Below are 24,893 nucleotides of genomic sequence, written 5' to 3'. Positions count from 1 at the left end.
CTCGAAGCCAACCGAGAAGGGAACACCATCGTCGTCGGTGAACGTCTCCCCGACTCAGCGCGTCCGGTCATTAGCCGCACGGTTCGACTCAATCAACTCACCTTAATTGATGCCCGCAATTTCCTCGTGTCTCAAGGGGCAGAAATCAATGAAGTGAGTGTACAGCAACAGATTCAGGCTCAGTCTCTGGGCGAAGGAACCGCCCCACTTACCACCACCAACACAACCACTCGGGTGGAACTCATTGCTGCTGACACCCTAGACGAACCCTACCAGGGTTATGCCGCACTGCCCCTGCGTGGTCTTCTTGTCTCTATTGGACAACGACAACAAACTGGAGATGGGCCGGGGACTGAACTCACCCTAGTCGGAGATCCCCGCAAGGTAGAGATGGCGACTCAACTGCTAACCCAGCTTGAAACCCGTCGTCGCCAGGTGGCCGTGAACGTCAAAATTGTTGACGTCTCATTGAGTAATCAAGATAACTTCAACGCCAGTTTTTCTTTCGGTGTAGGAGATACTTTTGTCTCCAGTGATGGTGGCGCTGCAACCGTGATTTTTGGCGGTGGTAACCCCCCAAGCAGCACGACAACCCGTGATGGATTCGTCTCCCCTCCTGTCATTGACAACCCATTCAGTGACTCAAACACATTTGTTGATTTATCGAGTAGCACCCGTATTCCAGGAGCCGGAGAGCCAGGCCGACAAATTGTTGAGGAAGATCCACAAACTGGACAGATCACAGTGCGCCGCGAACCCCCACCAGAGGGTAGCGATCGCTTCGTTGATCGAGAAGCGGCTATTAGTCAAGAAGACCCCTTTAATGTGGGAATCAGCGACTTCGAGCTAGCCGAAGATACTGTGATCACCTTAGAGCCAGTCTTTGATGATGATGGTAACTTTACCGGACGTTTTAGTCCTGATGTTGATCGCGGAGAACGGGGTAGTGCAACGGCGAGTCTAGCTGATCTCTTCCAATTCCCAACGCGCTTTCTGGCACAACTTCAGGCTCAAGTTATTAGTGGAAACGCCAAGATCCTGACCGATCCAACCTTAGTCATTCAGGAAGGACAAACCGCCAATGTCAACCTAACGAACCAAGTGGTTCAAGATGTCACTGTTGACTTCACGGATACGGCCTCAGGACAACGAGAAACCCGTGATGTCAATTTGCGAGATGTGGGATTACAACTGAGTGTCCAAGTCGATCGCATTGATGATAATGGGTTTGTATCACTGCAAGTCAATCCCAGTGTGACAGCTCCTGTCGGACAGGAGAACCTAGGGGATGGACAGTTTGTGACCTTAGTTCAGGAACGATCTATTTCCTCGGGACGAGTGCGTTTACGGGACGGACAAACCCTAATCCTCTCGGGCATTATCCAAGAAACGGATCGTACAACAGTGAGTAAAGTCCCGATTTTAGGTGACATTCCCCTCTTGGGAGCTTTATTCCGCAGCACCAACCGGACGAATGAGCGTCAAGAGGTCATTGTGCTGTTGACACCGAACATCCTCAACGATGCTGACCCCAACAACTTCGGGTACACCTATACCCCAGGTCGCGACGCGCGGGAGGTTCTCCAACAACAACGTAACTTCACGTTCCCCCAACCCCAGCAGTAAGAGGCCCCCGACCTCATGGCCCTCGTTTGGCCCTCGTTCCTTGGCTCTGCCAAGGAATGCCCCTGGGGAGGCTCCGCCTCCCGTCTCAAACTTGGGAACTTTGAGAGAATTTTAAGGATTCTCCTCAGGCTGTCGTCGTGGAATCTCGATCGCAAATGCAGTCCCCCCCTCAGGCGGAATCAAACAGTGAATTTGGCCGCGATGGCGTTCAACAATAATTTGGTAGCAAATCGATAACCCCATTCCCGTTCCCTGGCCAACGGGTTTAGTGGTAAAAAATGGGTCGAACACCTTGGAAATGGTCGCCTCAGCAATACTTGGACCATTATTTGAAATAATAATCTCTACCGTATCTCGTTCATCAATAGAGCGCGTAAAAACGCGAATGTTTGGGTCTGTTAACTCTCCTTTTTTCACATAATCTTGTAAAAAGTAAATGGAGTTGTGCAAGATATTTAAAAAAACCTGATTCAATTGACCCGGATAACAGTCAATTTTGGGTAACTCTCCATAATCTTTGCCAACCTCAATTTCTGTACCATTGGGGAGTTTTAAGCGGTTTTGTAGCATAATCAAGGTGCTGTTGATACCGTCATGGATATCAACCCGCTTCATCTCTGCCTCATCGAGACGGGCAAAGTTGCGCAGATGACTGATGATTTTATGGATTCTTGCCGCTCCCACGCGCATCGAGTCAATCAGTTGTTTTGAGTCTTCGGCGAGAAACTCAATATCAGCATCTTCGAGCAGCAGTTCTAACTCTTCGGGAATTTCAGGAAAGCATTTTTGATAGAGACAAATGATATTGAGTAAATCCTGGATATAGTCTTCTGCGAAGGATAAATTGCCTTCAATAAAGTTGATGGGATTGTTGATTTCATGGGCAATTCCGGCCACCATCTGCCCCAAACTCGACATCTTTTCACTTTGAATCAGTTGGGCCTGAGCTTGCTTGAGTTGTTGCAGCGTCACCATCAAGTCATGGTTAGCCGCTTTCAGTTGGTGATTGAGTTCATATTGGCGTAATCCGGCACGCACTCTAGCTTTGAGTTCATTGGGATCAATGGGTTTCGAGAGAAATTCATCGGCCCCCGCATCGAGGCCCTGAACTCGATCAGCCACGGTTTCTCGTGAGGAGAGGAGAATCACAAATATGCCGGATAAGTCGGGATGCGATCGCACCTGACGACAGAGTTCCATCCCGTCAAGTTGCGGCATGACCCAGTCACTGATAATCAAGGCCGGAGAAATCAGCAACGCCTTCTCAATTCCCTCAACACCATTCTCTGCGAGCGTTACGTTATAGCCTTCTTTCTGCAACGTCCGATTGAGGAGCAGCCGTGTTGTGGCATCATCTTCGATAACCAAGATTCGCAGCGAGTGTTGGGCCTGTAGATCGTGCATTCCGGCTTTAGGTAGAGTTGGGAGTTCACGAAACTGGAGCAATCCGGGCAGTTTCTGGGCTGACAGGTTCTGGGAAATACCGCTTAGTACAGCCGTCGAGGCCTGACGGTTGATTGGAGCGGCCCCGGTTTGCGGTCTCGTTTTGCGAGTTCGAGGCTGGCTCAAGTCTGAAGAGACACCTAGGTATGGTTCCATTTTGCCAGGTTAACGGACTGAATGGGAATCGTTCATGAGAATACCGGAGGGGACGATCGCCGAGATGAGATGCACGTGACCTGACGACGATCAATAAGTTTTGGCGTAACGGACTGGTTTGTTCTTTGGTTCTGTCTTAAGTTACGATGTCCGTCTCTTAAGTTGCGTAACCTTAACCTTACTCAACAAAATCAAACCAGTAACGTTGCCATTTGCGAGAAAATTGTTTCGACATTTTCCCCAGTTTTTGCTGATGTGAAATAAAGTGAGGTGAGGCGATCGCCTTGCTCAGTTTTGACCTGGTCTTGTAAATGGGCGAGTTTGTCCGCCTCAAGTAAATCGGACTTATTTAAGGCGGCGATCGCCACTCCTTTCGGATTCACCGAGAAAAATAAATCCAAATGGTCCCCCAAACGCTCAATGGTCTCTAAACGAGTCACATCGGCGACAAACAAGGCTCCCGACGACCCTTGCAGGTAACTCGGAGCAATAGATTTGAACTTCGTATGACCCTCCAAATCCCAAATTAGAAGTTGAACGGATTTATCCTCTCCGGCGCGGTTGGTGACATTAACCGGTTTACGCGAGATTTTAACGCCGACCGTCGAAAGATAGCGATCGCTAAACTTTCCTTCCACAAAGCGACGAATGAGGCTCGTTTTACCGACACTAAAATCTCCAATTGTACAAATTTTCTTAGAAAGAACTGCCATAGGATGATCTCTACGAGAAGTCAAGACAAGTCTGACACAACCAGCCACCTTATGGACATTATTGTGGCAGAACTCAGGGATAAGTTTATATGGTAACGGGAATTGACCCGAGTATCAGAAAAATTGTCATGGGACTTGTCCCCAAGTCATGGTAATGTCTGCCAACGGACACAACGACTGAGTTCCGCCGCTGCCGTCTCATCAAGGTCTGGAGGTGGGTTAATCGAGCCGTTAATCTGTAAGCGATCGGCCGCAATTCCCTGTTCGACCAGAAAGTCCCGAGTGGCTTCGGCCCGTTGTTGAGCAATCTGCTGATTCACTAGCGGAGAGCCAATTTGATCCGTATGTCCAATTAAGCGTAACCGCAAGTCTGGCGAGTCTTGCAACAACTCAGCCAAGGCCCCTAAGGTCTCCCGTTGTTCCGGCTCAGTAATGGCCGTCTCTCCGGAGGCGAAATAAATCCGTTCCTCTAGGGTTTGGGGTTTCGCTCCCATGGTATGAGTGACGGTTGTTACCCCTGGAATGGCCTCAAACGCTTGCGTCACCCGCTGCGCTCGATTGGGATTGGGTAACTCTCCCCAAAGCTGCACCTCGCTTCCCTGTATCTCTCCCTCTAAGGAGACATCCTCCAGGCTATTCAAGGCGCTCAGGGTCCGTTCAAACTCGGCGGCGGTCAATTCTGGGGTGGGGGGAACCTCAAGCGTTAGAATGCGGTTTTCCGTCGGTCGCTCCGGTAATACGTCCGCAATGGCCGCCTCGGCCCGCGATCGCAGACTCTCCGTCGGCACCTCACCCGACAACACCAACGTGCGCCAATTCATATCGGCATTGAGGCGATAAATTCCTAAAGCTGGATGCGATCGCAACACCTGTTGAGCTTGAGCTATAATTCGCCCTTGCCAAAACCGCAAGCCGCCCCAAACCCCAAACCCGAGCAACAGCAGTCCTAAAAATCCCAACAAAATCGGGGGACGATTGCGGCGTTGTTCCTCCGTTTCTCGGAAGTTAGCCGACTCAACCAACATCTGGAGGCGATTGGTCACCAGCGGCGGCATCGTCTCGGGGTCTCCGTCATAATCCTCAATCGCATCCCCAGACTTCTGCACGATGTAGCCAAGGGTGTTACGGAGATTATTGACAAAGGACTTGGGCATTTCCCCTTCGGCCACCACGGCAATATAACAGTAGCCCGCCACTTCCATGACTAAGTTGAAGGTTTCATACTCAATCTCTTGCAGTTCAGAGGTTCCCCCAGGGGTGACGATGCAATCAGCGGCAAAACTGCGGATTGCCGTGAGCATCCCGCCGATCATATCCGACTCTAGGCGTTCTGATTCGGACAGTTGGGCCTCGCAAATCACCAAACCCGAGTGTTTATGGATTAAAAAGGCCGCCCGCACCTTAAAGGGGAAAGATTCCCGTAAAATCAACTCCGCTTCCGAGACGCCCTGTAAGCGGGCGCGAATCTTGCGGCGTACTCCTTCAAAACTGAGGGTATTTTCAACCTTTTGATTGATATCCCGCACCGCCTCCGTCATATACTTGGCGATGGTGTTACCGATGACGGGGTACAGGGCATCGACCATCGAATCCCGTTCGAGTTCAATCTGTGCCTTGATAAACCGGCCAATTTCCGGGGCGAGGGCATCACGAATGGCGTTGCGGTCGAGTTGGATCTGGCGATGAATGGCGGCCCCCATTTCGGGACCAATGGCGTTGGCGATTTGCTTGGGATTGCGTTGAATTTGGGCTTCGATCGCCCCAGGAAGAATCTCGGAAAAGGCTTCCTGCATGGCGTGGGGGTTTTGCTGCGATCGCTCATGAATGACCCGGTCAATTTCTGGGACTAGGGCCTGAATTACCTCGTTTCGCAGTTCAACGGGGGACAAGCTAGTGAGGATTTCCTGAATCACGGGCATCAGGGGACCCATTGAGCCTGTGGCGCGATCGAGTTGCTGTTGTAGATCGTCGACTTGGGCCTGGAGGTGACGCAAGTCCTGATTCGCTATTGTAGCGGGATGATATCCGGGAGTCGGGGCTGATGGGGAACCCTGACTCTGGGTCGTTTTTTGCGGCTGAGATTGCCACGGGGAGGGCCGGCCAGAGGGGCGACTAGAGGCGCGACTAGAGGGGCGACTAGAGGGATTACGGCGGCTTGGAGACGGTTCAGTGGCTGAGTCCTTCCCTAGACTCGACTCAACCGCTGATGGCTCACTGGCTAATGGCTCACTGGCTAATGGCTCACTGGCTAATGGCTCACTGGGAGCTGCGGGCGACGACTCTCCCATCGTTAGCTCACTCAGAAGCTGTTGCAGGGCGTTGAGAGCTTCGAGGTCGCTTAGCGTATCCTGATTGGAGTTAGATGCATCTGAGTGAGGGGACGTCATGGAGGTTAATGATTCTGAGAATCGGGGAGCGGCTCGTCGTGATAGTCGGGTTCTTGATAGTCGGGTTTTTGATAGTCGGGTTGCTGATACTCGTTCTGTCGTTCCGGGAGGATGAGGCGTTCGGCGTTGCTGTTCTGAGACTCCTGGGCCTGCGCTTCTTTTCCCTTGACTTGCATACAAACATCAAACAGGATATCGGCCAAGTCAGTGCGGGAGAGTTTGTCGCCTTCGAGTTGTTGCGATCGCCGCTGAAGTTCGTCGAGGATCTGCGATCGTAAATCCGCCAGTTCTCCATCCAAACGTGTCCGGGTTTCCGATAACTCTTCTTCGATGTTACGAACTTGTCCTTTTAGGCTTTTCTCAGCCACGACAAAGTTACTCGAAAGGCGACTTTCCACGGTTCGCAGTTGGTTGCGTAAATCTTCGGAATCTTCATCGAGAGAGGCGTTGACGTACTGAAGCTTCTTCTCCATCCCATCGACGGCTGTTCTCAAGTCCGTCGTAAACACCGTCCGCAGGCTTTCGAGCTGTTCGGTCATCTGACGTCGTAGGGTGGCCACCTCGGACTCGAGTTGACTGAAGCGACGGTCATACTCACGAGAGCGATCGCCAAACAAGATATCGCGAATTTGGTCGATGTTGCCAAGGCGTTCTCGCATCTGATTGGGAGTGATCTCGTTCATGGGGTGAAAGCAGTAGTAGGGACCGTCGGTTGAATCAGTAATCTGGACTCAGCGATGTTGTCAAATTAGTGAGGGGATAACTCACCAATACCAGTAATATCACTGCAATTCTATCATGCCTTGAGGGGTGAAACTTGCCTCCAATGGACTGAATCACCAGCATCTCATGATAGGCTCAGGCCTAGACTGCCCCAAGGCAGCGCGATAGCCCAGTCTCACTCTCTCAGCCTCATTGGCCCCGGTCACTACGCTAGAATGGGACTCGACAAAGTCTGTCTCAACTGGTACTGATTAACCCTAAATTACCCTATGACCACAGCCGCCCCGACGAAAACGCAGTATGAAGCCGTAATTGGGTTAGAAACCCACTGTCAGCTTTCGACGGAGACCAAAATCTTTTCCCAGTCCTCCACCGCGTTCGGTGCGGAGCCGAACACCCATATCGATCCGATTTGTCTCGGACTCCCCGGCGTGCTTCCGGTTCTCAATGAGAAGGTGTTGGAATACTCCGTCAAGACTGGGTTGGCTCTCAACTGTCAGATTGCGCCTTACAGTAAGTTCGATCGCAAACAATACTTCTATCCTGACCTTCCCAAAAACTATCAAATTTCTCAATATGACTTACCCATCGCCGAACATGGCTGGCTAGAGATTGAGCTGATTGACGAGGCGGGGAATCCCTATCGCAAGCGCATCGGCATTACTCGCCTGCATATGGAAGAAGATGCTGGGAAGTTAGTGCATGGGGGAAGCGATCGCCTCTCGGGGTCATCGTACTCGCTTGTCGACTACAACCGCGCCGGCGTTCCTCTGATGGAGATTGTCTCGGAACCCGACATTCGCTCCGGGAAAGAGGCGGCCGAGTATGGCCAAGAGCTACGGCGCATTGTGCGCTATCTCGGGGTCAGTGATGGCAATATGCAGGAAGGGTCCTTGCGCTGTGATGTCAATATCTCTGTGCGTCCTGTGGGACAAGCGGAGTTTGGCACTAAGGTGGAGATCAAGAATATGAACTCCTTTAGTGCGATTCAAAAGGCGATCGACTTTGAGATTGAGCGTCAGATTGATTGCTTACAATCGGGAGAACCCATCGTCCAAGAAACCCGTCTCTGGGAGGAAAACAGCCAACGCACCATCAGTATGCGCGTTAAGGAAGGCTCAAGCGACTACCGCTACTTTCCTGAACCCGATCTCTGTCCCATTGAGGTCACGCCAGAGCAGCGGGAGGCCTGGAAAGCGGAAATTCCGCAACTTCCGGCTCAGAAACGTCATTACTATGAGGAACGTCTCGGCTTATCGGCTTATGACACTCGCGTCTTAACCGAGGAGCGCGATGTGGCGGAATATTTCGAGTCCGTCGTCAGCGCCGGCGCACCGGCTAAGTTAGCCGCTAACTGGGTGATGGGAGATATCACCGGCTATATCAACGAGGCGAAACTCAAGATTACCGCGATCGCTCTGACGCCCGAGATTTTGGCTGAACTGATTGGCTTAATTGAAGCGGGAACCATTAGCGGCAAAATTGCCAAAGAAATTCTCCCGGAATTGTTGGAGAAGGGAGGTTCCGCCAAAGCCTTAGTCGAATCGAAGGGGATGACCCAGATTTCGGATACCGGCGAGTTGGAACAGATTATCGATGATCTCCTAGCCGCGAACCCCGATAAGGTTGAGCAATATCGCGCCGGGAAAACGAAACTGCAAGGCTTTTTTGTCGGACAGGTGATGAAACTCACCAGTGGACGCGCGGATCCTAAACTCACCAATCAACTGCTTGCTCCTAAACTTAAGGGAGAGTAGCTGCAACGGTTTTTCCTCAATGGGTGCGAGAACGGGTGCGAGAACGGGTGCGAGAACGGGTGCGAGATGGTTTTGAGCCGGTTTTTCAAAATTTAGGGCTGTGGGGGTTGACCCCTCATCCCAAATTCGCTAAAATATGGTATAGATGCACCCTGATGGCGGGGAGGGCTACGGCTCTCCCTTCTTTTTTTTGGCCGGGAATGGCGCACCGGGGGAGAGTTCTCTGAACAATGAGCAGGCGAAAACGGGGACACGTCTACTTTGACGCATCCCCGCTAAGACAAGTGAATTTAATGTTGATCCTGAACCAAGACTCCTACCGTCCCATACCCGGTTCTTTAGCCATATCCAGGAAGGACTGCATATTGGCACCAGGGCGGCGGCGAGGGGTGGGAGAATTGGGCATCAGGTAGCGTGTGGCAAACTCTTTACGCTGTTTTGGCTGCTGTTTCGGCTGAGGTTTGGCCGCTGCTGGTTGAGCTGAAGCCTTGGCCTGAGTGGGTTGAGGGGTTGGCTGAGCTTTGGGGGCTTTTTTAGCCTTGGCCGCTTTTTTCGGAGCTGTTTCGGCTTGGGGGCTGGGCTTGTCCTCTACTTTAGCTGTTTGGGCGGGTTTTTGGGATGTTTCCGAGGCTTTGCCGTTGTCCTGCCCGGATTTGTCGTCAATCTCTAAGAAATAACTCGTTTTTTTGGATTTCAAAAGCTTTTTTAACATTGGGCGCTCCCTAGAATCTCCGTTGGCGATAACGTTTAGGTCAAACGTTTGGATCAATTGATTATGGTGGGTGGACGCACGACAGAGCCAGGCGATCGCGTCGTCAGTCTTAAACCCGACCCCATTGTAGGTCTGTGATGCAAACCCGGTTGACAAATCTTAATAAAGCTTTACACCAAGCGGGGATTTTTTCAGAGATTTTGGGCGATCGCCGGTCTCTGAGTCAAGGTTTGGGCATATTCGTTACACCGGTTTACCAAAAACTCAGATTCGCGCCCAAAATTGAAGAATCGCCCGGAGCCTAGGTCTAGCAAAGGGTTAATCTTTAGGGTATGTTGAGGTTGACCCAACGAGAGGCAAAGGGTGCAAAACATTGATGTGAGAGTTTTCAGAATGACTTCATTGTCTCGGTATGTCCCTCTGAACTGTAAACTGTGAGCCTTTTGCTACCGTGGAACCGGAAACATCACCAGAGCGCCTCATTGAAGAACTTGCCCAACTGCGCCTAGAACTTGAGATCGTACAGCGTGAAAAACTCGACCTAGAGATTATGGTAGAGAACATCACCGAACATGCCGATGCGATCGAAGTCGAGTTACGGGCGCGTAACCAAGATGTGCAAGAGTTAAACGAGAGACTGGCGTTAGCGAACAAAGAACTCGAACAGCTCGCCAGTGTCGATGGCTTAACGGGAATTGCCAATCGGCGGCGCTTTGACATGACCCTAGAGCGCGAGTGGAAACGCCTCACCCGAGATCAAAAGCCCTTCTCGCTCATCTTGGGTGACATCGACTATTTCAAACGCTACAACGACACCTACGGACACCAAGCCGGGGACGACTGTTTACAAAAAGTCTGTCAAGCCTGTCATGATTGCGCCAAACGAGCCACAGACTTAGCCGCCCGCTATGGCGGCGAAGAGATTGCCCTAATTCTACCGGATACCGATTCAATTGGAGCCATGTATATCGCGCAGGAAATCCGCCAACGGATTCGCCGGCTCAAAATCAAACATGAAGCCTCCCCCATCGGTCGTACCATCAGTATGAGCCTGGGTGTGGCCACGGTGATTCCCCACAGCCGCATCCAACCGACCCTATTAGTCAATCAAGCGGATATGGCGTTATATCAAGCCAAGCAAAATGGACGCAACCGCATTGTTCTTTTTCACAAAAGCCTTTGAGTGGAACCCAAAGCCCTCGACTCAACGAGTCTTATCATACCTGAGCCGGACTGTCAACCACTTCTTGGAATTGGATGCTGTCTTCACGGGGATCTGCATAGGTCACCCGGACTTGGAAGCGTTCCCCAGGTTGCATTGAACGTGGAAAACGCCAGACAAACTCAATGCCAATCTCTTCGAGGAGGAGTGAGCCTAAGTTATCATCAGGGCGAATCCAGCGTAACATCAGGGCTTGCCAGGTTTCTTGGTTATGGCGACGTAGGTATTCGATCGCCCAATAGCGGCAGGTTTGCCGTTCGACTAACACCGCTTCTTTGGCCGATACCATCACGCTCATCATCAATTGCTGCACTTGCTCACTGGAAAAGGGTTGGCTGTCTCCCCGTAAATGGGCCTTTAACTGAAAATGAGTGAGTAAGTCCGTATAGCGGCGAATCGGTGAGGTGACTTGGGTATAGGTATCGAGGCCCAAACTGGCGTGACGGTTGGGGAAGACACTCATTTCGCTGCGGGGCATACATTTGCGGATGGCGCAGGCGCGAACGGGGCCAGCGGGCAATTGTAGGAGTTCTTCTTCTGGGGGGAGTTCCGGTTGAGATTGATGACGGAAGGGGATGGCCAGATTATGCTCTTGAGCGTAGCGGGCGGCCACTTCTCCGGCCAGAATCATCATTTCGGCCACTAACTGGCGCGAGGCGGAGTTATCTAAAACTTCGATGGTGACGTCATCATCGTTGACTTTGATGGCGGATTCGGGCATATCGATAAAAATCGATCCCTGAGACTGTCGCCAACGATGACGGATTTTGGCCCATTCACCAATGGCGGCGATTTCGGGTTCGGCCCGTAGGCCCAACTCCAGCATTTCATCGACATCATCGTAGGTGAGTCGGTAGGTGGGTTTAACGAGGCTGGGGTGGATGCTGAACTCGTCCACGCTACCATCGGGGTTGAGGATGACGCTGAAGCTGAGGGCGCAGCAGGTTTGACCGGCATTGAGGCTCATCGGACCGGTTGCCAGTTCTGGGGGCAACATGGGGGTCATACCGGTGGGTAGATAGACGGTGGTGCAACGGCGGCGAGCTTCTAAATCCAGTTCATCGCCGGGGGTGAGCCAACGGGTGGGATCGGCGATATGGACCCATAGGCGTTGGCGATCGCCCTCTAAAAACTCAACACTCAGGCCATCGTCAATTTCTTGGGTGCTGGCATCATCAATGGTGTAGAGCTTGAGGTGGGTTAAGTCCAGGCGGTTGGGTTCCGTATCGGGGGGGAAGTTGGTCAAACAGCGTTGCGCCACGTCGAGAACCTTGCTAGAGAAGTGCGTGGGAATCTGGGTGCGCCGTAAAAAGAGGTTTTCGTGAGGACTCCATAGTCCGAGATCCACCAGCACATCAAAGGCGCCTTGAGGCGTTAGGGGGCGATTGAGGGCGCTGAGAACGTCATGGGCGGCGCTGCGTCCGGGGGCTTCATCTCCTAGGGTGGCGTAGCGTTCTAGGGCATCGAGGTGGCTGCGATCGCTACTATCCCAGTCTGTGGGGGTTCCGGCCAGGGCCTGGGCAATCCGTTCGAGGAAGGCGGTCCAGGCTTGTTGGCGGAGGGCTTCGGCTTCGAGTTGGTGTTTGAGTTCAGCGACTTGGCTGGCCGGGCGAGGTTCGTAGCGATCGCCCTTTTGTTTAAAATAAATTTTGTCGTCGCAAAGTAGGCGATGAGCGGCGTAGCACTGAGCTGGAGTCGAATCGCTAAACAGCAACAGAGCCAACTCTTCGGGCGCGACGGACTCTCCATCTTCCGAGAGCAGTTCCCAAGCCACCTCTAAACTCGAGGGATCGAGATAGGTGTCGACTTCAGCTTGAAAGGCCGGTAAGTCTGAGGGCTGGTATGATTGCCTATCGAGGCAATAGGACATCTGTTTCGGCGAGAGGGTTCGGCTTTGGCCTTGCTCATCGACGACCACCCAATTTTTCTTACCTTCGGGGCGATCTAAAACGGCGAGCCGGCGCTCACCCTGTAGTCGAAATTCGATTAGATTTCCTTTCTCCACCAGCCCTTAAACTCTCTTACATCGAACGCCTTAGCGCTTGTACGATATCTCACACCCATCAGACTCAGGCGGGTGTGACATTGGGGTTGCGACATTCAGGTTGCGACATTCGGGTTGCGAATTACGATCAACCGAGTCTTGTCAGATTTTGACGTTAGCCTTCTCGGTTCAGGAAGGGTAACAGTGCCAATATTCTAGCGCGTTTGATGGCCTTCGTCAGATCTCGCTGTTGGCGAGAGGTCAGACCAGTAATGCGGCGAGGTAAGATTTTTCCTCGCTCGGTGATGAACTTACGCAGCAGCTCAACATCTTTGTAGTCAATGGGATCTCCGGGTTTAATTGGGGAGATACGACGACGGTAAAATCCTGCCATGAATTGTGGTTACTCCTATAACAAGGCAATTGACGATGGACACAACACTCAGAGGATATCCAGGGGATATCTGAGGTGTTATTTGGTTTCCTTATGAACCGTATGTTTGTTGCAATGGGGGCAGAACTTCTTGAGTTCCATCCGTCCCGTGGTGTTGCGGCGGTTTTTCTGGGACGTGTATCGGGACACGCCGTTAGACCGCTTGTCAGGGTTGGTGCGACACTCTGTACATTCGAGGGTCACAACAATGCGAACGCCCTTAGCCATAGTTGTACTCGGTTGGTTATACTCGCTGTTGGATCGAATCGGTCCGAATTTTTTAGAATTCAGACACGATCAACTATTGTTTCACATTTCGGCTGATTAGAGCAACCCATTTTTTAACTTTCAGGTCCAGGGAATAGCCGCGACGGGTGGCGACAATGCGGGTTTCACTGAGGCGATCGTGAAAGGCTGAGGGATCGACCGGGTCAAACCAGGCGACCCCGACGTCCACGCCGAGGGGCAATAGGAGAATTAGATAAAAGGCATTCCGGGACCCGAGATTGAAAAATCCCACCAGGGCTAAAAACACGGCGATTCCCGAGACGGCTTCTCGTTTGGCGAAATCTTGCCAGAGGGGTGTTCGGTTGTCGCGATCGCTGACGACTCGCATATCAAACGCCCAACGGCCGGGACTTTGACCAAAATAAGACGTGGGGACAATCACCCGAATCGAAAACCAGGTGAGGGCAAAAACAATGAATTGGGCCGTTATCGCTGGTCCCCCAACCAGGGTCGCCAGTAACCAAGCGATGAGACTGTCGAAGCCAAAGGCACAGCCTCGTCGCCAGAGGGGGACGCGGGGGGCGCGAAAATAGAGAGGATTGTTGTCCATTGAGAGAGCCGTCAAGAGTAGATCGCCATTACAAGATGAGTCGCCATCAATGGGGTGAACCGTCTGGCTGCTGATCGGGAGAGCCGTATCCCCCAGTGACCGTCCGAGGGGAATCAGAAAATTCCGAAACTCTGAAACAATTATAGTAGGAAGGAACCAGAGACCATGACTGGATACCTGAAATCCATTGTCCTGCACGGTTTAATTTTATTTCATTTGCATTAGACCCAGATGATGGTCTTCATCCTAAATTTTCTTCAAATTACTATCCAACAGCGCCGATATCGCTTTGCCTCTCGAATTTTGGCATTGGTGATTCTCTATGTCGCTCTGAGCGGTTTGAGTCAAATGATCGCCGTGAGTGAATTACAAATTGCCCTGATGGGAATTGCCCCGGGATTTGGCTTAGCGGCCTTACTTCTCGGGGGGCGATCGCTCGCGTTGGGGGTCGCCATCGGTGCATTACTCGGGGCTGTGATTCAGGGATGGCCGGGGGGAATGAGTGTGGCCTGGGCGATCGCCCAAACCCTCCAAGTTGTCGTCACCGCAGTTTGGCTAAAGCGATTACACTTCCGCTCATCCTTGGAACGACTGCGAGATGTCGCCTTGTTGATGGCCGTCGGGGCGGTGGTGGCGGCTTTGTTGAGTCTGCTGATGCAAACGGCCATCCTCGAGTCAATCAGCCTTGATGTTGCCAATCGTCTCAGCTTTGGCGAAATTGGCTGGCTGATCACCATGAGTAACATCACGGGGTTGGCAACGATTACCCCGGTTTGTTTGGCCTTGTGCGATCGCCGCTATGACTTGCCCCGAGAGGAACTGCGCCGGCGATCGCTCAAACGCTATCTGGAGATTTTGCTACTGATCACCGCCTCGATTGCCATTGGCTGGTTTGTCTTCTGTTCCCGCAGTCGCGCCCAAAGTTACGAATTTCCCCTAGAGTACCTTCCGTTTCCCATCCTCATGTGGACGGCGTTACGCTTCGGCAAACGGGGAACCGTCTCGATCAACCTCATCATTGCCACCATGGCCGTTTGGGGGATATTACGCAACAGTGGACCGTTTTTAGTCCAAGCTCGTACCGTCATCCAGGCTGTTCTGTCCCTCCAGGCCTTTATCACCGTCGTCTCCGTCGCCTCCCTCATCCTGGCCACCACCCTCGCGGGGCAACGGCGGGCCGAAGCCTCCCTCAAACGCAATCAAGTCCGTCTCCAGAATGCTCAACGTATTACCCAATTGGGCAATTGGGATTTAGATTTAAGAACCGGGGATATGTATTGGTCCAAAGAACTCTCGGATATCTTTGGTTGGACAGCACCGCGATCGCCCAATCGGCAACTCTTAGAATCAGCCCTACATCCCCAGGATAAAGCCTCGGTCTGTCAAGCCTATCAAGATCTCTTAGACCATGAGTATCCGTTCTGTGTAGACTATCGAATTTTGCGGGCCGATGGTGAAGAACGTCTGGTTCGCGAACGAGCCGTCGTGTCTCAACACTATGCGATCGGCAGCCTACAAGATATTACCGAACTCCAGCGATGGATCGAACTCAAAGAAGCCAAAGAAGCCGCCGAAGCCGCCAATCGCGCTAAAAGTGCGTTCTTAGCCAACATGAGCCATGAATTGCGAACTCCCCTCAATGCCATCATTGGCTATAGCGAACTCTTGGAGGAAGAACTGAGTGATCTTGACAATCCTGATTTAATTCAAGATGTTCAACGAATTCATGGTTCAGGGCAACATCTTTTGACGATGATTAGTGATATCTTAGATATCTCCAAAATTGAAGCTGGACGCATTGCCCTGAATTACGATATCTTTGAAGTTCAAAGCTTAGTAGATACCGTTTTATCAAAAGTAAATCTTTTAATTCATGCCAATAATAATACCCTAGAAGTGATTTATAAAAACTCTCCTGGATGCGTCTATGGTGATGCCCAGCGCGTTCGGCAAATCTTACTAAATTTACTCAGTAATGCCGCAAAATTCACCATGTCAGGACGAATTCAATTTATTATTGTGCAAAAAAAATCCATCATTCGTTTTATCGTCTCGGATACCGGAATTGGCATTCCCGAGGAATTTCATCAACGCATTTTTCAGCCTTTTTCGCAAGCCGATTCTTCCAGTACCCGAGAACATGGTGGAACGGGTCTAGGATTGGCGATCGCCTCCCAATTTGCCGAGATGATGGGAGGTAGCCTTTCCGTCGATAGTCGAGTTGGCCAGGGGGCAACCTTTATCTTTGATTTGCCAATAAAATAATGGCTAATTGATACCAGTTTTCAAAAAAAATACCATAGATAACTGCAAGGGTGGATTCCCTTGCCCAATGTCGAGCGATAGCAAGGTCATCAAAAAATTATCATTCATCAAAATCTGATCGTACAAAAACAAATACCTCATCCCGTTGATAGCGAACCTCAAACTCAGGCCGTTGCAAAAAATAAAGAATCAAATCTCTCGCTAACGCCTCCGTTGCTTTCCAAGGATGGCGACCATTGAGAACCACATAATCGGGAGTCTCCAAATCAATCGGCAGCGGACTAGGATGGCCCAACAACAACAGCGTTGGCCGATGCGTCAAATGCGGGGCCAAATAATTATCCGTCAACACCCGGGCCTGGGGGGGAACCAACGCCACCGCCTCCCGCGTCGCCTGCCAAGTCTCCAAACTCTCAAACCCCCGCAATAACTTATTGGGATTCGCCAACAGCAAAAAAGCCACCAAACACCACAGCATCACCCCACGATAGCCTAACTTACGCCATAAACCTCCTCTGACGGCGATCGCATCCACCACCGCCACAAACAAAAACGGTAACAGCGGCACCCCATACTGATGTTCCAACGTCCGCTGCAAAGGATGTTCCGCCAACAGATTCAACCCCAACGTCGGCAACAATCCCAGCAGCGGGGCCAACCGACGCCACGACAACCCCCACAACACCGGCAACACCACCATCCCCACATACACCAAACTCTCCATCGAAACCAACTTCCCCCAAAACAACTGAGGCTGAACCAACAAATTCAGCAAAATCTCCCCCAGAGAATCCCCCAAATAGCCATAGCGAAAGAGGGCCTCAACCCCATCAGGACGAAACGTGGGAATCAGAACCTGTGTCACCCAGACAAACCAAACTCCCCCCAACCCCAACGCCAACCAACCATAGCGGCCACCCGTCTTCCATCGGCGGTTCTCAAACAGCAGCCACCAAATCCCCATCGCCGCCACCGTCAGCGATAACACCGCCTTACATCCCAACACAAACAGCAACAATACCGTAAACCCCAAAACACTCCCACCCTCTCGGGCCAACCAAACCGCCGCCAACAACCCCGGAACCGCCATCACTTCTGGGTGAAAATCAAACAAATTGACATTAAACACCAAAGGATAGGCCCAAAACGCCACCGCCAACAGCGTCGCCGTTCCATCACCTATCCCCTGTTGGCGGGCCAAGGCCCAAACCATCACCCCTCCCAACGCCAGAGAAATCCCCTGAATCGCCAACAACCAATGGACATCGGCCCAGAGACGATAGAACCCCGCCAACAGATACAAACTATAATCCCCATGGCCACCCAACACATGGTGACCCCAAAACGAGACAATAGGCGTTTCCCCGCGACTGATTAAATAAATCGCCTGGTCAAAAAAGCCCAAATCCATCGCCGTTGACTTAAATAAACCGTGGCGGAGACTGCTACAGACAAACAACCCCAGGGCCACCAAACCAGCCAACGCCATCACCCGCCGCCGAAATAGTCCCCTCGCAACTTGACTAATCTCCAACACGAGAAATCTCCTCCGCCATCGCCGGTTGTTCCTGAAACTCACCCAACCCATATCCCTGTAACGTCACCCGAATCCGGGGCTGAAATAGACCCCGATTGAGGGTTGAGAACTTAAAGCTATAGGTCCGCGGCGGTAATTGTCCCTGAAAAAAGGCAAACGCCTCCCCATCATGGCGGGGAAGATGACTTAACCAAACCCCATTCTCCGCATTCGCCACCAAAATGCGATAGGTTCGTTCCTCCCCCGACATATCCCGAACCGTCATCATCACCGGCGGAACCCGAAACAGAGATTTCGCCAACCGTCCCCAAAATGAATGTTCAATCTCAATCGAGGCCCGAACCATCTCCCCATCCTCGGCGGTAATTTGGGCAAAATCATCCCAAACGACCGATAACTCGCGGCGTCCACGTTCCTCGCCACAACGAGATTCAGCCAGAGGTTCTAAGACCATTAAATTGGGCAAAACGGGAAGTTGAACTAACTCCGGGACTTGGGGCGATATCCCATAATGGCAGGTGTAATATACGGCTGTAGCCGGGGCATCGAAAAAGGGATGTCGGCTATCGACAGTATGGAAGTTATATAACAAGAAATCCCGAGGCGAGTTGGCGAGGCTGTCGCGGTTGGCGTTATCGAGATAGGGGGTATAGGCCGCTTGGGATTGAAACACCGGGCGAGGTTGCCAATTGAGGTCATTGGCGGCCACCATAGAGGTTTCTCGGGGAATAATATCCACTGAAGCGTCACCAATCACTTCGCGAACTGGGGCCGGAAGTGTCACATCCTGTAAGTTTTCTGCACTTTGGGCTAATAAGTCGGCTTTCAGGGATGTGGGATTCCAGAAATCGTTGAAATGCTTGGCCACAATGGCCGGGGCGAGGGGACGAACCAAGTTGGTGGGGTAATAGTCGGCAAAGAGGTTCGTGTAATAATTATGGAAGACGAGACAGAGAACAAGACTATAGAGATGGAGACTATAGGCGAATTTTTGCCCAAATTTAGGGCGAATTTGCAGGGTACAAAGGGCAAAAATCAAGGGCATACTAAAGACAAACCGCAGTCCATGAGCGCCTTGACGTACAAAACCATGTTTAAAGGTTAATAGGGTTAGCAAAATCATCGCCACTGAAAAACTGGGATTTCCGGATTGGGCAACCAACAGCAACAGCAAAAGGAGTCCCAGCAACTCTAAGAAAACTAGGATAAGTTCAGTGGAGGACCCGACATAACTCATCCCCCCGGAATAGCCAGCGGTAATGTGAGAGTAGCCGTTGAGATAGTCTAAGAGAGAGGGTTGAGAACGTAGGATAATGACGGCTAAACTGATGCCATACAGCAGGCGAGGCGTAAATTGGGAAATTTGTTGCAGTCGAGGATGAGCGGTGAGAATTTTGGGGATGACGGCGACACCAATCACAACGGATGCGACTAAGGTGAGGATAACTTTCAGCCAGTTACCAAAATTACCAACTTGCAAAAAGAGGAAGGCGGTTGTGGCGGTTGCGAGTTGGGAATCGAGAAGGAGTAATAGATTTTTGCGGACTCCGAGGCGGTTACGTAATCCTAAGAGAACTTGAACGGAAAAGAAGATAAATAGGGAAACGGAGGCTTGCAGTCCCATGGAGACTTTACTATGTAATAGAAAGCCACCCACTGCCCCGATTCCTACAGCCCAATAATGGGCTTGTTTGCCTTGCCAAATTTCCCGAAAGGAGAGCAAAATAATAATAATATATAGGGTTTGATATTCGGTTTGTAGGGCTTCGTAAAAATCGGAAATAAAGTAGGGAAAGCTGATGCTGATGGCAATGGCGAGTTTTTCGAGGGAATGGCGTGATTTAAGAATGCGCCAGATCGCAACGGTAAATAAAATAAGATGAATGAGAATTTTAAAGAGAAAGATATCCCAAAAGTTTTGTTCTAAGACGGCGCCTCGCACGAGATAGCCGAATGAACCGTAGGTGAAAATAATATCTTTGCCAAAAATAACATTGTTGGCGGCGAGCTGACTAATGCCATATTTCCAGGAGGGGTCTAATCCAGTCCCAATGGGTCGAGGAATTGGCAGGAATGCAAAAAATAAATAAATTGTCAAGATACCACAGATAATTTTAATGATTGTATCTGGGTGAATGGTGATGGAAATGGGTTTCATTTTGGCTTAGGTGGGTCTCCTTTATAGCAATTCCCATATTGGTGAGTTACAGACTCTCTAGGGGAGAGGGGAGAGGGAACAGGGAACAGGGAACAGGGAACAGATCATCCAGAAAAGCTGTACCTCATCAGACTGGGAAACGCGATATCATGTTGGAGGTTTCCGTTTTTCCCACCTTCTTATTCCGAGTTCAAGTCCGATGACCATCAACAGCCAGAAGGCGGGCAAAACAGGACGAAGATAGCGATCGCCCGCCCCAACGGACCAACTGGTAACATCGATATAGGCCACCAGTAGCACCCGCACGACAATACACCATAGCAGTATTCCGGCACCAATGAGCAGCCCCTGGGAGGCGCTCAGACCGCCCCAAAGCCACCCCAAGACCGCCAAGCCCAAGAGAACCGGAAACAGCCATTGATAAAGCTGAGAAACGGCGGTAATTAAAGCATCTTTAACCTGATTCCCCGGCAGAGAACGAGCCTCGATAAAATCGGCGGCTTCTCGGGTAATCTCACGATAATAGCGCTCTCGCAGCTCAATATCTTCGAGTCCTGAATCAAGCCGCAACACCAAGGAACTGCGCGTTAATTGATATCCCAGTTCGCCACTGCGACGTAACCAAGGGATAACGAGATTCCCGGAGAGGGAGGGAACAAAACTAACCCAAGTTTGGGGTTGACAGTCGAGCCAATTCCGCTCACAGGCCCCATTCACTTCGCGGGCAATTTGCTGATAAAAGGCTTCAGTTTTAGGTGCTGATTGATAGAATCCTTCGGAGTCCACAGCATCCCGTAAAGCCCAAAAAAAGATACCGGCGGCGTAATCATCGCACACCCCCAAGCCGCAGGAAGCGGCGCGCCAACCGTCATCGGCGGGAATTTCGAGGTGGGGGGCTAAGCGACGAAAACTGGGACTCACATCATAAATCTCGGCACGAGTTGCGGCCGGAACAGTAATTTGAGGGCGCTGACGCTCTGGGGCCACTCGCTGTAAGCTGCTATAGGCGGCCCGGAGTCCGGGGGCTTTGAGGTCGTAGGTGTGATATAGCCCATAGTCGAGATAGGTTGTCCAAGCTAGGAATGAGGTCAGGACGACCCCTGGCGCGACCGTTAGCAGGCTTGCAGCGGTAAAAGTGGTGAAACGAGGGCGCGAGGCAAAACAGGACTGTTTTAGGGCAATATAGCCGTAGCACAGGGCAATAATGGGGACGATCCAAATGCCTTCGGGGCGGGTATTCCAAAATCCGGCCAGGAGAATACCGAGAATAAGAGCGTTGAGGAGGAAACGACGGGGTTGACGGTGGTCTTTGAGAAGATGGAGACAGACCCCGAGAATGGCAGCGGTGAGGGGGAGATAGAGGACTTCCTGGAGGGTTTGCCGGTTCCAGTGATAGGAAAAGGGGGCTAGGGTATAGAGAAGGAGAAATAAACCGGTTGCTCGGGCAGATTGGAGCCAACGCTGGAGGCTAAGGGCCAGAAAGACGCCAGCGGCGAGATAAACCAGTTCTTGGGCGAATCGTAGCGGTAGGCCTAGGAGGGAACTGGCGGCGATAAAGGCGGGATATCCCGGTTGACGGGCTAAAACGAGACCGTCATAGGGAACATGGGGGTCTAGGAGTTGTGTGGCGCGGATGATGTAGCGGAGGTTATCATGGCGGGCCAGGGAGGCGTGAATGGGGAGATGGGCGATCGCCCCGAGTTTAAAGACAACCAGAGCGATCGCCAACCCCACAACCCCCCAGCCTCGCCGTGAGAGTTGCGCCATCCTACCGCAGATGTTCTAGGGTACGGGCGCCACCGGTGAAGCGATCGAGGAATAAACTCATCACCGTCCGCTCCCGGACTTTAATACTGGCTTGAACCGCCATCCCGGATTGTAGGGGAACGCGCATATCTGATTTCGGTAAATCAAAATGTTGCTGTTCTAACTCAATGGTGACGGGAAAGGCGTAAAACTGGCGATTCTGATCAGGTTCCAAGACATCCTGGCCAATCGAGGTTAGAGTTCCCGGAATCGTGCCAAACTCCATGGCGGGGAAGGCGTTAATTTGAATTTCCACCTCCATCCCTTCGGTAATAAAGCCAATATCGTTGTTGGTGACAAAGACATTGGCCACCAAATTGGTATTAGGGACAATTGTCACCACCGGTTCAGTGGTATTGAGAACAAACCCAGAGCCGCTGCCCTCTTCATTTTGGCCAAAGTTGGGCAGAACTTCAAAGACGACCCCATCAATGGGCGATCGCAACTCCGTAAAGCGTAACTCCTGTTCCGCCGCCGCCAACTGACTGGTTAACTGAGTATCCTGCTTCTGGTTCTCAGAAATCGCCTGATAGGCTTCTCGTTCTGAGGTTGCCTGGATCGTTCGTAAACGAGCTCGGGCCTCCTGGATAGCCTCTTCGAGTCGTCCGAGTTCACCCCGTAGGCGATCCTGTTCAGCACGTCGGGAGAGGATTTCAGACTGCAAGCCTTCAACTTCCGATTCCCGTTGTCGCTGGGTATCGCGAATCTGTGTAATTTCAGCTTGTCGAGCCAGGATATCATCTTGCGCGCTGGAGACTTCCTGTTCTCGGTTCATCACCTGCTGACGTTGGCGGGTGACTTGTAGGCGAGCAATCCCCCCATCTTCGAGGAGTGGCTCCAAATCCGCCAAGATGTTTTCATCTTCTTGTAAGACGGCGCGGGAGCGTTCGAGGCGGCGTCGAGACTCCTGCAAGCGATCTTCGGCTGTTGCTAATTGTTGGCGATCAGAATTGCGTCCATCCTCAGCGATCGCTAGCCGACTTTGCAAACTCGAAATCTGAGCATCGAGCGCAATAATTTGCCCCCGAGTTTGCGTCAACTGGGTTTCCAACTGACGAATTTGACTATTCGTGGCATCTTGTTGCGAAGCCAGTTCAGCTCGGCGGGCCTGAACCCGTTGGATTTGGGTGCGATCGAACTCACCCGCAGCATCGAGGACCCCAAGATCTAATCCTTCGGCCTGAGCCTGAAAGGCCTGGGCCTCACTACGCCGTTGGTCGCGGGCCTCCCGCAGCGACTCCACTGAGGCGCGGGATACGGTCGAGTCCAGGGTAACCAGTAAATCTCCCTCATTCACCTCATCGCCCCCGGCCACGTGAATCTCTCGCACCACACCGCCGCCAGGGACTTTCACCTCTCGCAGCGATCCTTCGGGTTCGAGTTTCCCTTCGGCGGGAATGGATTGATCCATTTTCGCTAACGAGGCCCAAACCACCCCGGAGGTGGTAATTGCCACAATTAGCCAAATCAGCGCTCGAGTCCAAAAGGCGGGCTGTTCGAGGATTACGGGTTGTTCTTGGATTGACTCAATTCGTTCGATATTATTCATGACGTTTCCCTTGGCTTCGACAGATCATCTGCGCCCCATCCTCAACATGATAGACATGAGCATGACCCCTACAACTGAGACTGCTGTTGTTCATAGAGACAGTAGTACCGCCCTTTTAGTGCCATCAATTCTTCATGGGTTCCCTGTTCAACCAATGCCGCATTATCCATCATCAGGATGCAGTCGGCCCCTTGAACCGTCGGTAAACGGTGGGTGATGAAGAACACGGTGCGTCCCCGGAATTCTTCGACGAGGTTCTGACAGACTAAACTTTCAAGGTTGTAGTCTAGGGCGCTGGTGGCTTCATCGAGAATCAACAGGTTGGGTTTTTGGAGAACCGTTCGGGCGATCGCAATCCGTTGTCGTTGTCCCCCAGAGAGGGCTGAGCCACGTTCCCCAACCACGGTGTTATAGCCCTGAGGTAGCGTCATGATAAAGTCATGAGCCACCGCCACTTTCGCGGCGTTAATAATCTCTTCATCCGTTGCTTCGGGGTTGTTTAGGGCAATGTTGGCCTTAATGGTGTTGTTAAACAAGAGCGTATCTTGCAGCACCACCCCGACCTGTCGGCGCAAGGAATAGAGTTCGACTTTGTTGATGTCATAGCCATCAATGTGAATCCGTCCCGTTTCCGGAGGATAAAGCCGTTGCAACAGCTTCATGAGGGTACTTTTACCCGACCCACTTTGTCCGACAATACCAACGAAGGACCCAGCGGGAAAATCAATGTTGACATTGGCGACGTTTAATGCACCCGTGGGAACGAAGCGGAAGCAGACATCTTCAAATCTAACGTGTCCTTCGATATTCGGCAGAGGAATGTTGAGGCGATCGCTGTCGTTACTCTCGGGTTCGGAGTTGAGAATATCCCGCAGACGCTCAATGGACATCCCCACTTCCTGGAAGCTTTGCCAAACTTGGACAAAGCGCAACAGTGAGCCGGTCACATTTCCCGAGATAATCCGGAAGGCGATGAGCTGACCCAATGTTAGCTCCTGGTTAATCACCAAATAGGCCCCCACCCACAACAGCAACAGGGACGAGAGTTTATTGAGGAATCCAGCCACGGAACTGGCGGCGGTATTGGTGAGAATCGTCCGGAAGCCCGCGTTCATGTAGCGAGCATAGCGTTCGTACCAGTTCCAGCGAGAGGTTAACTCAATGTTTTGCGCCTTCACCGTCTGCATTCCGTTGAGGGTTTCAACGAGATAGGATTGCGCATCGGCGTAGCGTTCAGCCCGTTTCAGCAGCAATCGCCGCACAATGGGCGAGACAAAGACGATTAAAGCCGTAAAGAAGGGAACCGTCACCAGAGAGACCGCCGTCAGTAGCCAACTGTAGGTCAGCATCACGGCGATATAGATCACCGAGAAGACAGCATCGAGAACCACCGTCAGAGCCGTCCCCGTGACGAACTGACGAATGTTAGCCAACTCGTTCACCCGTCCGGCGATATCCCCCACCCGGCGTTTGTCGAAGTAGCCCAAGGGGAGTCGGAACAGGTGGTCGATGACCTCGGAACCGAGGTTGAGGTCAATGCGGTTGGTGGTATCAACAAAGAGGTACGTTCGCAGACTGGTGAGC

General features: G+C 51.8%; 18 protein-coding genes. 4 read left to right on the top strand and 14 right to left on the bottom strand.

The annotated features are described in order from the left end of the window. On the top strand, positions 1–1,626 hold a 1,626-nt coding region (locus R6U67_RS03405; RefSeq protein WP_410251247.1), incomplete at its 5' end, for a type II secretion system protein GspD. Between the two features lie 111 nt (positions 1,627–1,737). Here the strand turns inward: R6U67_RS03405 and R6U67_RS03400 are convergent. From R6U67_RS03400 to R6U67_RS03385, 4 genes are all read right to left on the bottom strand, one after another. Next, positions 1,738–3,030 carry a sensor histidine kinase gene (locus R6U67_RS03400; protein WP_410251246.1) on the bottom strand — a complete coding sequence of 431 codons (1,293 nt, stop codon included), beginning with the start codon at positions 3,028–3,030 and terminating at the stop codon, positions 1,738–1,740. Positions 3,031–3,416: 386 nt separating this feature from the next. Further along, positions 3,417–3,938, bottom strand: coding sequence for a Rab family GTPase (locus tag R6U67_RS03395; protein ID WP_410251245.1), 522 nt, complete (start codon positions 3,936–3,938; stop codon positions 3,417–3,419). Between the two features lie 146 nt (positions 3,939–4,084). Next, complete coding sequence (locus R6U67_RS03390) at positions 4,085–6,325, bottom strand: OmpA family protein (protein ID WP_410251244.1); 2,241 nt, start codon at positions 6,323–6,325, stop codon at positions 4,085–4,087. Between the two features lie 5 nt (positions 6,326–6,330). After that, positions 6,331–7,008: a hypothetical protein gene (locus tag R6U67_RS03385; RefSeq protein ID WP_410251243.1), complete on the bottom strand. Its 678-nt coding sequence runs from the start codon at positions 7,006–7,008 to the stop codon at positions 6,331–6,333. Positions 7,009–7,317: 309 nt separating this feature from the next. Here R6U67_RS03385 and gatB point away from each other — a divergent pair, with 309 nt between their 5' ends. Further along, positions 7,318–8,805, top strand: a complete 1,488-nt coding sequence (gene gatB / locus R6U67_RS03380; protein ID WP_410251242.1) for an Asp-tRNA(Asn)/Glu-tRNA(Gln) amidotransferase subunit GatB — start codon at positions 7,318–7,320, stop codon at positions 8,803–8,805. Positions 8,806–9,121: 316 nt separating this feature from the next. Here gatB and R6U67_RS03375 read toward each other — a convergent pair whose 3' ends face one another. Then, positions 9,122–9,502, bottom strand: a complete 381-nt coding sequence (locus R6U67_RS03375) for a hypothetical protein (protein ID WP_410251241.1) — start codon at positions 9,500–9,502, stop codon at positions 9,122–9,124. Positions 9,503–9,968: 466 nt separating this feature from the next. On the opposite strand from R6U67_RS03375, the gene R6U67_RS03370 reads away from it, so the two are divergent. Beyond that, the gene (locus tag R6U67_RS03370) at positions 9,969–10,700 is read left to right on the top strand and encodes a diguanylate cyclase domain-containing protein (protein WP_410251240.1); all 732 of its coding nucleotides are present in this window, start codon (positions 9,969–9,971) and stop codon (positions 10,698–10,700) included. 34 nt (positions 10,701–10,734) lie between these two features. Here R6U67_RS03370 and R6U67_RS03365 read toward each other — a convergent pair whose 3' ends face one another. The 4 genes from R6U67_RS03365 to R6U67_RS03350 all read right to left on the bottom strand — a co-directional run bounded on the left by R6U67_RS03365 (position 10,735) and on the right by R6U67_RS03350 (position 14,192). After that, positions 10,735–12,744 (bottom strand): ribonuclease catalytic domain-containing protein, encoded by a 2,010-nt coding sequence (locus tag R6U67_RS03365; protein ID WP_410251239.1) that lies wholly within the window; start codon positions 12,742–12,744, stop codon positions 10,735–10,737. Between the two features lie 154 nt (positions 12,745–12,898). Beyond that, positions 12,899–13,117 (bottom strand): 30S ribosomal protein S18, encoded by a 219-nt coding sequence (rpsR, locus tag R6U67_RS03360; protein WP_068788798.1) that lies wholly within the window; start codon positions 13,115–13,117, stop codon positions 12,899–12,901. A 78-nt stretch (positions 13,118–13,195) separates the two neighbouring features. Further along, positions 13,196–13,384: a 50S ribosomal protein L33 gene (gene rpmG / locus R6U67_RS03355; protein WP_074162825.1), complete on the bottom strand. Its 189-nt coding sequence runs from the start codon at positions 13,382–13,384 to the stop codon at positions 13,196–13,198. Between the two features lie 73 nt (positions 13,385–13,457). Further along, positions 13,458–14,192, bottom strand: coding sequence for an RDD family protein (locus tag R6U67_RS03350; protein WP_410251238.1), 735 nt, complete (start codon positions 14,190–14,192; stop codon positions 13,458–13,460). Between the two features lie 33 nt (positions 14,193–14,225). Here R6U67_RS03350 and R6U67_RS03345 point away from each other — a divergent pair, with 33 nt between their 5' ends. Beyond that, positions 14,226–16,259, top strand: coding sequence for an ATP-binding protein (locus R6U67_RS03345; RefSeq protein ID WP_410251237.1), 2,034 nt, complete (start codon positions 14,226–14,228; stop codon positions 16,257–16,259). A 100-nt stretch (positions 16,260–16,359) separates the two neighbouring features. Here the strand turns inward: R6U67_RS03345 and R6U67_RS03340 are convergent, their stop codons facing one another. The 5 genes from R6U67_RS03340 to R6U67_RS03320 all read right to left on the bottom strand — a co-directional run. Further along, positions 16,360–17,796 carry a DUF2079 domain-containing protein gene (locus R6U67_RS03340; protein WP_410251236.1) on the bottom strand — a complete coding sequence of 479 codons (1,437 nt, stop codon included), beginning with the start codon at positions 17,794–17,796 and terminating at the stop codon, positions 16,360–16,362. Beyond that, positions 17,783–19,954, bottom strand: a complete 2,172-nt coding sequence (locus tag R6U67_RS03335) for a hypothetical protein (RefSeq protein WP_410251235.1) — start codon at positions 19,952–19,954, stop codon at positions 17,783–17,785. Before R6U67_RS03335 ends, R6U67_RS03340 begins: the two co-directional genes overlap by 14 nt. Positions 19,955–20,101: 147 nt before the next feature. Further along, a complete protein-coding gene (locus R6U67_RS03330; RefSeq protein WP_410251234.1) occupies positions 20,102–21,721 on the bottom strand; it encodes a hypothetical protein in 1,620 nt (539 codons plus the stop codon). Position 21,722: 1 nt separating this feature from the next. Further along, positions 21,723–23,309, bottom strand: a complete 1,587-nt coding sequence (locus R6U67_RS03325) for an HlyD family efflux transporter periplasmic adaptor subunit (RefSeq protein WP_410251233.1) — start codon at positions 23,307–23,309, stop codon at positions 21,723–21,725. Positions 23,310–23,377: 68 nt separating this feature from the next. Then, positions 23,378–24,893 (bottom strand): peptidase domain-containing ABC transporter (locus R6U67_RS03320; protein ID WP_410251231.1); only part of this gene is annotated, 1,516 nt, incomplete at its 5' end.

It is taken from the genome of Sodalinema sp., from assembly GCF_046483825.1.
In the GTDB taxonomy this organism is placed as follows: domain Bacteria; phylum Cyanobacteriota; class Cyanobacteriia; order Cyanobacteriales; family Geitlerinemataceae; genus Sodalinema.
This window is presented reverse-complemented; position numbering and strand designations above follow the sequence as displayed.